Here is a 12,563-nt window from a genome sequence, read left to right as displayed (position 1 = left end):
CAGTCAGGTTACTCGGGACGGCTATACGGCTCACACCCCGGCGGCGCGAGGGGTGGAACCAGTGCGGGCCGTTCCGGAATCGGCATGGTCACCGGCGTCCCGTCCAGCTCGAACTCCGCGCCGTGATGCGCCAGTGTGATCGAGGAGCCCGACAGCAAGCGATACGTCGCGGTTTCACGGTCGATTGCGACGACGATCGACGAGTCACGGACAATCATGCGAAACGACATGTAGGTCAACCGTTTTGGCAGGCGCGGGGCGAAGGTGATGTTGCCGCCGAAGTCGCGCATCCCGCCGAATCCGGCAACGCAGTCCATCCAGGCGCCGGCCAGCGCCGCGATGTGCAAGCCGGACTCGACGTTGGCGTGCAGGTCGTGCAAATCGGTGAACACCGACTCGCACATCAGGTCGTAGGCGAGGTCGAGGTAGCCGACCTCGGCGGCGACGACCGCCTCGCAACACGCGGACAGTGAGGAGTCGCGCACTGTCAGCGGGTAGTAGTAGTCGAAGTTTCGCTTCTTGGCGTTGTCGTCGAAGGCGTCGCCGCGGGTGTACATGGCGAAGACCAGATCGGCCTGCTTGACGATCTGCTTGCGGTACAGGTCGTAGTACGGGTAGTTCAACAGCAGCGGGTAGCGGTCCTTGGACGCCTCGAAGTCCCATTGGCCGAGCAGGGTGAATGACTCACACTGCTGGTGGATGTCGAGTTGCTTGTCGTAGGGGATGCACATCGCGTCGGCGCATGCCTCCCAGCGCGCCGTCTCCTCGTCGGTGACGGCCAGCCGTCGGGCCACCTCCGGTTGCCGTCGGACGGCCGCGACGGCGTCGCGCAGGTTCTGCTGCACCGCGAGGTTGGTGAAGACGTTGTTGTTGACGATTGCGGTGTACTCGTCGGGCCCGGTGACACCGTCGATCCGGAACTCGCCGTTCATGTCGAAGTGACCGATGCCGGAGAACAGGCGCGCGGTTTCGACGAGTAGTTCGACGCCGCATTCGACGTCGAACTGTTCATCGTTCGTCGCGTTCAGGTATCGGGCGACGGCGTTGGCGATGTCGGCGCTGACGTGCACCCCGGCGGTCCCGGCCGGCCAATACCCCGAGCACTCGTCGCCGTTGATGGACCGCCACGGGAACATCGCGCCCTTCTGGGCCAGCTCGGCGGCGCGCGCCTTCGCCTTGTCCATCGTCGCGTGCCGCCACCGCAGTTCCTGGCTGGCGGCGACCGGAAGGGTGTATGTGAGCATGGGCAGCACGAAGCTCTCGGTGTCCCAGAACGCGTGCCCGTCGTAGCCGGGCCCGGTTAGCCCTTTGGCCGGGATGGCACGAGATTCACCGCGCGCGCCGGCTTGTAAGACGTGGAACAGCGCGAAGCGCACCGCCTGCTGCAATTCGGGGTCGCCGTCGAGTTCGATGTCGGCGTCGTGCCAGAAGTCGTCGAGGTAGGCGGTCTGCTCGGCGACGAGCTTGTCCCAGCCGGTGTCGACGGCCAGTGCGAGTGCCGCTTCGACCTGCGCGCCGAGTGCCGGCACCGAGCGCCGGGCCGACCAGCCGTAGCCGATGTACTTGGTCAGGGTGAGCTTCTGCCCTCGCGGCACGGTCGCCGAGACGGTCAGCCGCGCCAGGTCGCCGTCGGCGCGGATCGATGTTTCCGCGTCCGACGGCAGATCCAGGATGTGGTCCATGCCCGCAGCCATGTATAGCTCGGAGTTGCGCGTGTGGTGGGCGAGCACGGCGGAGTAGCCGCGGCTGTCGGCCATGTCCGACACCAGGGGCGAATCGAGGGCGGCCGCGAGGCGCGGGTCGTTGCCCGGCACGGGGATGGGCTCGTTCGCGAGGAGGTCGGACTGCAGGACCAGGGTCATGTCCTCGCTGAGCGGTTCCACCTCGTAGTGGATGGCGGCGATTGCCCGCTTGGTGAACGACACCAACCGCTCCGAGCGGATGCGCACCGTCCGGCCGGTCGGCGATGTCCAGACGGTTTCGCGCTGAAGCGTGCCGGTGCGGAAGTCCAGGGTCCGGGTGTGCGACTCGGTGGTGCCGTAGCGCAGATCCATCGGCTCGTCTTCAACGAGCAGCCGGATGATCTTGCCGTTGGTCACGTTGACAACCGTTTGCCCCGATTCGGGGTAGCCGTAGCCGGATTCGGCGTACGGCAGGCCGCGCAACTCGTAGAACCCATTGAGATAGGAGCCGGGCAACACGGTCGGCTCGCCTTCTTCGAACGTGCCGCGCAGGCCGATGTGGCCGTTGGAGAGTGCGAACAGGGATTCGGTGCGTGCCAGCATGTCGACGCGCAGCCCGCTCCATTGGAGTCGCCACGGGTGGACCTCGAAGCCCATCTCGCGAAGGGGGCCGTGCGGATCGGGATGGGAGTGGGTCATTGCGGTGCTCCTTCCGGCTGCCCGCCGATGCGCAGCCGGTCCAGGCTGGTGACGACGTCGGTCGCACCCGCGCCGGCGAGATCCTTGGCGTGCGGGCTCGGCTGGGTTTCGCTCGTGGTGCGGTCGACGCCGATCACGGCGGCGAAGTCGCCCGCAGATCCGGCCGCCACCCCGGATACCGCGTCCTCGAAGACGGCGGCACCCGCGGGGCCAACGCCCATCAGCTCTGCGCCGAGCAGAAAGGAGTCGGGTGCGGGTTTGCCCGCGAGGTGGCGCTCGACGATGTCGTTGCCGTCGACCCGAACCGCGACGAACTCGGTCAGACCGGCGGCCTCGAGGACGGGTCCACCGTTGCGCGACGAGGTCACCACGGCGATGCCCAGGCCGGCGTCGCGGGCGGCGTGCAGGTAGGCGACGGCGTCGGGGTAGGGGGTCACGCCGTCGCGATCGAGGATTGCCAGAAAGCGGCGGTTCTTCGCCTGCCCCAGTTTTGCGACGGTATCGGGGTCGACGGTGATCCGGCGGGCGGCGAGGAAGGCGTTGATACCGTCTTCGCGGGGCCGCCCGTCGACATGCGCGCGGTAGTCGGACTCGGTGAACGGCGCCGGGGTGTGGCCGTCGTCGTCGACGATGTCGGGCAGGAGGTTGTTGAACGCCTCGGTCCACGCGGTCAGGTGGACCGAGGCGGTGTCTGTCAACACACCGTCGAGGTCGAAGAGTGCAACGGTGACGGATTCGGGCAGCCCCAGCATTGGGAACACGCTACGCGAATCTTGCATGCGCTGCGCGGCGACAACCACGTTCGGTGCATGTCAGGAAATGGTGATTTGACATGCACCGGGCATGCTCAGCGGTCGGTGTAACACACCCACTCCCGCCCGTGTCCGCTATCGATGGGCATCCACCCGCCGACTCGGCCGTTGCTCGTGCAGGAATCACCTTTTGCGTGCGCGCTGGGGTTGAAGGTGGGCAGGCCGTCGTCGGTGTCGCAGACCCAGCGGTGGTTCGACTTCGAATGGTCCACCACCCACACGCCGCGGCGCCCGGCAGCGGTGCACCGGTCGCCTTGTTTGTGCAGCTTCGGATTGAATGCGCCGAACCCGTGGTGCGATGGCGGATTTACGTCGGCAACCGCTCCGCCACTGCCATTCACGACGCCGCCGATCACGAGGCCGCCGAACGCTGTGATCGTTGCAATGGCAACGGCGAGCCTGGAATTGCGTACAAGTCTCACGATAAGGTCCTTTAGTTTCAGGCAACTCGGGGAGTGTGGAGACTAGCTGCCGAACCCCGGAGCTCCGGGAACGGTGACGACGACACGGTTGGAGACCACCGAAGACGAGTAGAATCCGGTGTAGCACCGGATGGCGACCGTATATGTGCCGTTCGCCACTGGTTCACTTTTGATGTAGATGCGGCCGGGGTTGGCGCTATCGCGATTTCCAGATCCGATGACTCGGCCGCGGCCAACGTCTACCAGGGCGCAGCCGTTGTTGTCTGGATCGCCCCATTCGGGAGCGCCGAACGAGCTGGCTGCGATGGTGTTGCCGTCTGCGACCGCGTTGATGGTGAAGGTTTCGGCCTGAGCCTGGGAGGCACCGCCCACGATGCCCGGAATTAGCCCGGCGGCGGCGAGAGTGATCAGTGCGCGGCGTCGAGAATATGCATCTTTATTCATTGTGGTTCTGCAGTCCTTTCGCGGGGCGACATACAAAGGCGCCCCCCACCGAGGTGGGGGGCGCTCTAGCTTAGGAATCGGTAGCGATCCAGAACGGACCTAACCAGAATCCGGCCTTCGGTGCGGGCTTCTTCGGGCTTGGCGTCTGTCCGGGACCTTGAAACTGATTCTGGCCGGGCTCGGGTGGCCCACTGTTGGGGCCCTGCATCTGATTCTGACCGGGTTCCGGTGGGCCGTCGTCCGCAGCGGCGATGGATGCTCCGGCTACGGAACCGGTGAAAAGCGCACCGATGACGACTGTGGCGCCGAATATCCGGCGATGACTCGAGGCTAATCTCTTCATTCTCAACTGGCCTTTCGTTGCGAGTTCTAGGAGTCGAGGGTAGGACTGCGACCGACTGTCGGACAGACTTATCGTACGACTGACAGATACCATAATCGTACGACTGACAGATACCAAAATCGTACGAATACCGATGGTCAACCGATCGAACTTCTTGGACTGGGTGGACGCAGAGCTACCCTCAACCTCGTGGCTCCACGGATGACAGCCTCGGCCAGGCGGCGGCAGTTGCTCGAAGCGGCGGTCGAGTTGGCCGAGCGGTTAGGGTTCTCGTCGTTCACGATGAGGGATGTCGCGGTGGCCGCCGGTGTCTCCTTGGGCACGCTGCAGTACTTCTATCCGAGCAAGGACGAACTGGTTCGTGCAGTGGCTCTGGAATTGGCTGATCAGGTGGTTCAAGTCGCTGGACAGTTACCGCCCGGTGCAACAGACATGCGTGGAGTTGCGGGCCTGGACAACCTGTTGACCCAGGCCGTGGAGTCCTGGTGGGGGATCATCTCTTCGACGCCGACACGGCGGTTGGTGACCTACGAGATCGCCACCAACGGCATCCGTGGCGGTGGTCCCATACTCGACACCGCTCTGCTCCAGTACCGATTGAATACTGCCTACATCACGGCGATGCTGGTTACGTGCGCCGAGGTCGCGAGGGTGAACTGGGCGATCGATGTTGATGAGCTGGGGCTATTTGCGATGAACTTCATGGACGGCTACGTGTTGCGCTGGCTTCTGGAGCCGGAGGCATCGCCGGCGTCGGCGCAACGGCGCACACTCGTCAAAGCGATAGTGGCGTTTGCGGTCGAGGGCGACGCCACGTAGGCCCGTGCGACTCAACCGGGCGCGGCGCCTGTCCGGCGGCCCTGTCGGCTCGATCTGCTCGTGATCCTTTCCACGGGTAATCCGACGGAGTCTCGACGACGATCGTTCAGGCGTAGTTGGGGCGACCGACCACGTCGTAGGTGAGGGCGACGATGCCGGTGCCGAACACGCGGGAGTCGATCAGGTCGAGCGCGAAATCCAGGCCCTGTGCGGGGAACAGTCGTTCGCCCTCGCCGACGATGACCGGAAACTGCACCAGGTTCAGCTGGTCCACCAGCTCGTTCTCGAGCAGCCACCGGGCGAGCGCCGTGCTGCCCACCACGAGCAGCTCGCCGCCGTGCCGCGCCTTGAGTTCGCGCACGCGGGCCGCGACATCGCCGGTGATGACCGTCGTCTGCTCCCATGTCGGCTCGGTCACGGTGGTGGAGACAAGGTACTTCGGTTTCGAGCTGATCGCCTCGCCGAAGCTGTGGTCGTCGCGGCGGGCGCCCCAGTAGGACTCGAACAGGCCGTAGGTCCGCCGGCCGAGCAGGAAGGCGTCGGGACGCCGCCAGGTGTCAAGGATGTATTGCACGACGTCGCCGTCGTTGTGCGGCAGCGCCCATCCGCCGCGGGTGAATCCCGGGTCCGTCGCCTCGTTGTTGCCGCCGTTCGCCTGGGCGACGCCGTCGAGGGTGACCTGCAGGCTGACCGTGAGGTTCATGTGCGGTGAGGCTCCGGCCCGCCATCGGTGACCAAGTTCGAGCCGTCCAGCAGCTCGCGCGACTTCTTCACCACTCCGGTCCAGGTCATCCCGTGTCCCATGCGGCTTCCCTTCATCCGGCCAGTGCGCGCTGGACGCCGCCGCGACCGAACTCCTCGTCCGGCGGCACAGGGGCACCTCCAATCTATGAGACGGTGAACCGGTGAGCAAGAAGACTGACCGCCGCGAACCTCCGCCCGATCCGCAGCAGCTGCCCGGACTGGTGGACGCGCACACGCACCTCGCCGCATGCGGCGGCCGCTCGGCGGAGACCGTGGCCGCCATCCTCGACCACGCCGCCGCGGTGGGGGTCGAACAGGTGGTCACGGTGGCCGACGACATGGTCGACGCCCGGTGGGCGATCGCGGCCGCCGAGTGGGACGACCGGTGTTACGCGGCGGTGGCGCTGCACCCGATGCATGCCGGCGACCTCACCGCGCAGACGCAGGCCGAACTCGAGGAGATGGCGCGTCATGAGCGCGTCGTCGCCGTGGGGGAGACTGGCTTGGACTACTACTGGCCGTCGCGCTCGCCCGACTGTGCCTCGCCGCAGGTACAGGCCGAGGCGTTCTCCTGGCATATCGATCTCGCGAAACGGGTCGGCAAGCCCCTGATGATCCACAATCGCGAGGCCGACCGTGCGCTGCTGGACATCCTGGCTGCCGAGGGCTCGCCGGAGACGGTGATCATGCACTGTTTCTCCGGTGACGCGGCGATAGCGCGCGAGTGTGTCGAGCGGGGGTATGTGCTGAGCTTCTCGGGCACCGTGACCTTTGGCAATGCGCAGACGTTGCAGGAGGCTGCGCTCCTCGTGCCCGACGGGCAGATCCTCGTCGAGACCGACGCGCCGTTCCTCACCCCGCATCCCTATCGGGGGCGCCGCAATCAGTCGTATTGTCTGCCGTACACCGCACGGTTTCTGGCCGAGTTGCGCGGCGTGTCCGACGGTGAGATGGCTGCGATATTGGGCGGCAATGCCCGCCGAGTGTATGGAATCAGCTCGTAGAAGTCGCTGTTCAGCACCTAGTTGTCCACTTTCGGGTGGCCGGAAAGTCGCTAGTTCGATATCATTTCGTGACATGTCCGTCGTGAACGGGCCGCCCGTCGGCGTGTCGATGGGTGAGGGAGACACGGAACGACGAAGCAGGACTTGAATCGATGACGCACAACGTGACCCGCCATAAGGCGGCGCCAGCAGCCCCGCGCGCCCTGACCAGGGTGAACAGGTCGACGTCTCTGCGGCCGCGTATCGCGGTCGGCGCCGTCTTGGCCACGCTTGCCGCGGGCGGCGTCGTCGGCCTCGCGTCGCACAAAACGGTCACGCTCGACGTCGACGGCCAGTCCCGCACGGTGTCGACGATGGCGCTGTCGGTCGACTCGGTGCTCCGCGCACAGGGCTATACACCGGTGCCGGCCGATGTCGTCGTCCCCGCGGCCGCGGCCAAGCTCCGCGACGGTCAGACCGTCACCTTCAAACGGCACAAGCAGGTCACCCTCGACCTGGACGGGCAAAAACGCGCGGTGACGACCACCGCTTCGACCGTCGACGAACTGCTGGGTGAGCAGAAGCTCACGAACTGGGCGGCGGCCACCGACCTCACCACCCTGCCGCTGGCCGGCGCGGTGATCGCGGTCAGCAAGCCGGTTCCGGTGACCGTGACCGACGGCACGGTGACCTGGCGTCCGGTGATCGGTGCCCTGACCGTCGGCGACCTGCTCGCCCGCACCGGGAAACCGTTGGCGCCCACCGACAAGGTGGTGCCGGCCGCGAACACCCCGGTAACCAAGGACATGGCCGTGACGGTCACGCGAATCCGCACGGTGGCGTCGACCCGAGTGGAGAACGTGGCGCCGCCGCAGATCGCCAAAGCGGATGCGAACCTCATCCGGGACCGCAAGGTCGTCGAGAATCCGGGCAAGCCCGGCCAGGCGCGGGTGACCTACACGGTGACCGTCGTCAACGGCAAAGAGGTCAAGCGCACCAAGCTGGACTCGCAGACGCTGGTTCAGCCGGTAGCGGCGACCGTACGGGTGGGGACCAAGCCGGGCGCGCCCTACGTTCCGCACGGCTCGGTGTGGGATGCGCTGGCGCAATGTGAGGCCACCGGTAACTGGGCGATCAACACCGGGAACGGTTTCTACGGCGGCGTCCAGTTCGACGCCGGCACCTGGCTGCGGTGGGGTGGGGGCAAGTATGCGCCGCGCGCCGACCTCGCCACCCGCGAGGAGCAGATCGACATCGCCAAGAAGACCCTGGCCGCGCAAGGATGGGGCGCGTGGCCGGCGTGCACGTCGAAACTGGGCCTGCGCTGACCACGACGCCGTCGCCGCGTCTGCTGGGCCCGGCCCAGATTCGCGGGCTCGCCGCCGAATTGGGGGTGCGGCCGACCAAGACACTCGGCCAGAACTTCGTCCACGACGCCAATACGGTGCGTCGCATCGTTGCCTCGGCGGGGGTCGGGACCGCCGATCGGGTCCTGGAAGTCGGGCCTGGGCTGGGCTCGTTGACGCTGGCGCTGCTCGGTGCCGCGGGATCGGTCGAGGCCGTCGAGATCGACCCGGTATTAGCCGCCCGGCTACCGGCGACGGTTGCCGAATACGCTCCGGCACAACAGAATTCATTCGAAGTTATTACTGCTGACGCGCTGCGGATCTCCGCGTCGGACTTGACGGGCGAGCCGACGGCGTTGGTCGCCAACCTGCCCTACAACGTCGCCGTCCCCGTCCTGCTGCACTTGATGTCGGAGGTCGATTCACTCCAGGTCGCGCTGGTCATGGTGCAGGCCGAGGTCGCCGACCGGTTGGCCGCCGAACCGGGCAGCCGCGTGTACGGCATACCGAGCGTCAAGGCCCGGTACTTCGGCCGGGTGTCGCGGGCCGGCTCGGTGGGTCGCAACGTCTTCTGGCCGGAGCCGAAGGTCGAGTCCGGTCTCGTGCGCATCGATCGGACCGATGACTACCCGCGCGACGCGGAGACGCGCAAGCAGGTGTTCACCGTGATTGATGCGGCTTTCGCCCAACGGCGCAAGACGTTGCGCGCCGCACTGGCCGGGTGGGCCGGTTCGCCGCCGCAGGCCGAGGCCCGTCTGCGGGCGGCCGGTATCGATCCGTCTGTGCGCGGGGAGCGCCTCGGCGTCGCCGACTATGTCGCGCTCGCGAGGACTGCACTACCCTGAGGTTTCGTGTCCCTCAAACCCCGCGCGCGATCCGCTGCGATCACGGTGCGTGCCGCGGCCAAGGTCAACCTGCACCTTCGTGTCGGTGCAGTTCGAGCCGACGGCTATCACGAGCTGACTACGGTGTTCCAGGCGGTTTCACTCTTCGACGACGTCACCGTACGAGCAGCCGACGTGCTGTCGGTGCAGACGTCGGGCGAAGGGGCGGCCGAGGTGCCCGACGATCCCGCGCTCAACCTTGCCGGGCGCGCGGCGGTCCGCGTCGACCCGGATGCCAGAGTGGCCATTGAGATCGGCAAGTCGATCCCCGTCGCGGGCGGAATGGCCGGCGGCAGCGCCGACGCGGCCGCCTCGTTGCTCGCCTGCACCCGGCTGCTGGGCGTCGGCTGGAGTCGCGCCGAACTGATTGCCGCGGCCGCCGACCTCGGCTCCGATGTGCCGTTCGGGCTACACGGCGGCACCGCGCTGGGCGTCGGACGTGGGGAACGGCTCTCGCCGGTGTTGTCGCGCGGCCAGTACCACTGGGTGCTCGCGATCGCCAAGACCGGCCTGGCCACCCCCGCGGTGTTTGCCGAACTCGATCGGCTGCGGGCCAAAGAAGCCGCCGCCGAGCCGGTGACGCACCGGCCCGACGACCTGCTGCGGGCCTTGGCCGCGGGCGAGGTGGAGCAGGTCGCAGCGCTGCTGCACAATGATCTGCAACCTGCGGCGTTGTCGCTGCAGCCAACGCTGCGCCGGACGCTGAGCGCGGGGGTCGATGCCGGTGCGCTGGCCGGGATCGTCTCCGGTTCGGGGCCGACGTGCGCGTTCCTGTGCGCGGACGAGGAGGCGGCGGTGCGGGTCGCCGCCGAACTGGCCGGTCGCGGCGTGGCCAAGTCCGTGCGCACCGCGCACGGCCCAGTGCCGGGGTGCCGGATTGTTTGAGTGGGTAGTCGGGCGGTCGATAGGGTGTCTCACATGCGGATCGTGACGGTGTTCCTCGGTGCGGTTCTCGCGGTGACCAGCGTGTGTGCGACTCCGCCGGCGTCGGCGGACCCGGTCACCGGAACCGTGGTGGCACAATCGGCGGTACCCACGGTCAACCTGCCGTCCGAAGCCGCGCGCGGAGTGGCCGTTCGATACACGACGCGCGACCAGAACGGTCGGCCGGCGCTGAGTACCGGTGCCGTCTACTACCCCCGGCGCGCGGTGCCCGCCGACGGCTGGCAGGTGGTGTCGTGGGCCCACGGCACCAGCGGCATCTCGGCCAGGTGTGCGCCCAGCGTGCAATCGGGGCAACTCCTCGACCGCGACCAGCCCACCATCTCCGGGGCCCTGCGGCGCGGCTACGTGGTCACCGCCACCGACTACATCGGCCTCGGTGGCGGCGGCGTCGCCGAGTACCTCGGCGGCCGGTCGTCGGCCTTCAACGTGATCGACATGGTGCGGGCGGCGCGCAGTATTGACCCGGTGATCGGCAAGCGATGGGTGTCGCTGGGGCATTCGCAGGGCGGTCACGCCGCGCTGTGGGCGTCGCGGGTCGCACCCCGCTACGCGCCGGAGCTGACGATGCTGGGCACCGTGGCGATCGCACCGGCCAGTCAGATCACCACGATCGTGCCGCTCTTCCAGCAGCCCGGCACCCCGAGTCTCGGCTACTTCAACTCGATGTCCGGTTTTGGTCTGTATGTGATGAGCGGGCTCAACCACGCGCGGCCCGACGTGCATGCCCTGGACTACCTGACACCCGTCGGCCGGGAGTGGGTCGCCAAGTCGCGCAATCTGTGCGTCCACGATCTCGTCGTCGCGCTCCGCACCGTCGCGCCCGGAACGCTGTATGCGCGGTCGACGAGCAGTTCCCCGGCGTTCATGGCCGCACTCCGGGACTACGCCGGTATTCCGGCTACCGGCTTCGTTCGCCCGGTACGTCTGGAACAGGGCTTGACCGACGACGTCGTCAGCCCGATCGGCACCCTGGCATTGCAGGATCAGCTGCGCGCCGCCGGCGTCGCGGTGGCGATGGGCGTGTACCCGGGCGACCACATGGCGGTGACCCGCCAGTCGATGGCGGACACCATGGGCACGGTCGCGAGGTACTTTCGGTGACCGCCCCGGCCAACCCGGTACTGATCAACGCCGAGAAGATCAGCAAGAGTTTCGGCATCAAACCCCTGCTCGAGTCGGTGAGCGTCGGGGTGCACGCCGGTCAGCGGATCGGCGTCGTCGGCCTCAACGGCGGCGGGAAGACTACCCTGCTCGAGATCCTGGCCGGCATCGCCGAGCCCGACGGCGGCCGGCTGTCGCGGGCGAGTGAGGCGCGTGTCGCCACCGTCACGCAGGGTTCAGAGCTGCCAGCGGACACCACGGTCGCCGACATCGTCGTCGGATCACTCGGTCTCGCCGAACATGAATGGGCGGGGGATCCGCGGATCCGTGACGTGCTTTCGGGCATCGGCGTGGCCGAACTGCTCACCCGGCGCACTGACGAGCTGTCGGGTGGGCAGCGGCGCCGCGCGGCACTGGCAGCAGCGCTGGTGGCCGACGCCAACGTCCTCATCCTCGACGAGCCCACCAACCACCTCGATATCGAGGGTGTCGAATGGTTGGCCGACCACCTCGTTGCGCGCGGCGACGCCGTTGTCGTCGTGACCCACGACCGTTGGTTCCTCGACACCGTCGCCCAGCGCACCTGGGAGGTGCACGGCGGCGGGGTCGACGAGTACGACGGCGGATACAACGACTGGGTGTTCGCGCGGGCGCAGCGCTCACGACTGGCCGATGCCGCCGAGGAGCGGCGGCGCAATCTTGCGCGCAAAGAATTGGCCTGGCTACGGCGGGGTCCGCCGGCGCGGACGTCGAAGCCGAAGTATCGCATCGAGGCGGCCGAGAAGCTGATCGCCGACGTGCCCCCACCGCGTGACAGCGTCACCTTGTCGGCGTTCGCCAAACGGCGGCTGGGCCGCATCGTCATTGAGCTGGAAGACGCACACCTGACGACCCCGGTGGCCCAGGACGGCACCTCCCGTGTTCTGCTCGACGACCTGACCTGGCGACTGACCCCGGGCGAGCGGGTCGGCCTGGTCGGCGTCAACGGCTCCGGAAAGACGACGTTGCTGCGCGCACTGGCCGGTGAAGTGCCGGTTGCGCCCGGCCGGCGGATCGAAGGCAAGACGGTGTCGATCGGCTGGCTGCGCCAAGAACTCGACGACCTTGACCCCGACCAGCGGGTCCTCGACGCAGTGGAGGCCGTCGCCACCCGAATGATGGTGGGAGACAAGGAGATGTCGGCCAGTCAGCTTGCCGAGCGGCTGGGTTTCTCTCCCGCCCGTCAGCGCACCCCGGTCGGCGACCTTTCCGGCGGAGAGCGTCGCCGCCTCCAATTGACGCGAGTTCTGATGGCCGAGCCGAATGTGCTGCTACTCGACGAACCGACCAACGACCTCGA

Annotated in this window: 11 protein-coding genes; 7 read left to right on the top strand and 4 right to left on the bottom strand. The window is 67.4% G+C overall.

Features of this window, described 5'->3' with window-relative positions; genetic code table 11:
• Positions 1-8: 8 nt before the first annotated feature.
• The 3 genes from B4M62_RS08380 to B4M62_RS08370 all read right to left on the bottom strand — a co-directional run bounded on the left by B4M62_RS08380 (position 9) and on the right by B4M62_RS08370 (position 4,059).
• Positions 9-2,381 carry a glycoside hydrolase family 65 protein gene (locus B4M62_RS08380; RefSeq protein WP_290706627.1) on the bottom strand — a complete coding sequence of 791 codons (2,373 nt, stop codon included), beginning with the start codon at positions 2,379-2,381 and terminating at the stop codon, positions 9-11.
• Complete coding sequence (locus tag B4M62_RS08375; RefSeq protein ID WP_290706625.1) at positions 2,378-3,133, bottom strand: HAD family hydrolase; 756 nt, start codon at positions 3,131-3,133, stop codon at positions 2,378-2,380. Before B4M62_RS08375 ends, B4M62_RS08380 begins: the two co-directional genes overlap by 4 nt.
• Before the next feature lie 524 nt (positions 3,134-3,657).
• Positions 3,658-4,059 carry a hypothetical protein gene (locus tag B4M62_RS08370; RefSeq protein WP_290706623.1) on the bottom strand — a complete coding sequence of 134 codons (402 nt, stop codon included), beginning with the start codon at positions 4,057-4,059 and terminating at the stop codon, positions 3,658-3,660.
• 571 nt (positions 4,060-4,630) lie between these two features.
• Between B4M62_RS08370 and B4M62_RS08365 the strand changes: the two genes are divergently transcribed.
• On the top strand, positions 4,631-5,221 hold the full coding sequence (locus tag B4M62_RS08365; RefSeq protein WP_290706621.1) for a TetR/AcrR family transcriptional regulator: 591 nt from the start codon (positions 4,631-4,633) through the stop codon (positions 5,219-5,221).
• A 106-nt stretch (positions 5,222-5,327) separates the two neighbouring features.
• On the opposite strand, the gene B4M62_RS08360 is transcribed toward B4M62_RS08365, so the two are convergent.
• Positions 5,328-5,924, bottom strand: a complete 597-nt coding sequence (locus B4M62_RS08360) for a dihydrofolate reductase family protein (RefSeq protein ID WP_290706619.1) — start codon at positions 5,922-5,924, stop codon at positions 5,328-5,330.
• Between the two features lie 202 nt (positions 5,925-6,126).
• Here B4M62_RS08360 and B4M62_RS08355 point away from each other — a divergent pair, with 202 nt between their 5' ends.
• The 6 genes from B4M62_RS08355 to B4M62_RS08330 all read left to right on the top strand — a co-directional run.
• Entirely contained in the window at positions 6,127-6,969 is an 843-nt protein-coding gene (locus B4M62_RS08355; protein WP_290706617.1) for a TatD family hydrolase, read from the top strand.
• A gap of 152 nt (positions 6,970-7,121) precedes the next feature.
• Positions 7,122-8,276: a resuscitation-promoting factor gene (locus B4M62_RS08350; RefSeq protein ID WP_290706615.1), complete on the top strand. Its 1,155-nt coding sequence runs from the start codon at positions 7,122-7,124 to the stop codon at positions 8,274-8,276.
• Positions 8,240-9,139, top strand: a complete 900-nt coding sequence (gene rsmA, locus B4M62_RS08345; protein WP_290706613.1) for a 16S rRNA (adenine(1518)-N(6)/adenine(1519)-N(6))-dimethyltransferase RsmA — start codon at positions 8,240-8,242, stop codon at positions 9,137-9,139. Before B4M62_RS08350 ends, rsmA begins: the two co-directional genes overlap by 37 nt.
• 6 nt (positions 9,140-9,145) lie before the next feature.
• Positions 9,146-10,063 (top strand): 4-(cytidine 5'-diphospho)-2-C-methyl-D-erythritol kinase, encoded by a 918-nt coding sequence (locus tag B4M62_RS08340; RefSeq protein WP_290706611.1) that lies wholly within the window; start codon positions 9,146-9,148, stop codon positions 10,061-10,063.
• Between the two features lie 33 nt (positions 10,064-10,096).
• Positions 10,097-11,224, top strand: a complete 1,128-nt coding sequence (locus tag B4M62_RS08335; RefSeq protein WP_290706609.1) for a lipase family protein — start codon at positions 10,097-10,099, stop codon at positions 11,222-11,224.
• A partial coding sequence (locus B4M62_RS08330; RefSeq protein WP_290706607.1) for an ABC-F family ATP-binding cassette domain-containing protein occupies positions 11,221-12,563 on the top strand: 1,343 nt, incomplete at its 3' end. The genes B4M62_RS08335 and B4M62_RS08330, both read left to right, overlap by 4 nt.

It is taken from the genome of Gordonia sp. UBA5067 (assembly GCF_002414845.1).
GTDB lineage: Bacteria > Actinomycetota > Actinomycetes > Mycobacteriales > Mycobacteriaceae > Gordonia > Gordonia defluvii.
The sequence above is the reverse complement of the archived record's forward strand: the minus strand, read 5'-3'. Positions and strand labels throughout refer to the sequence as shown.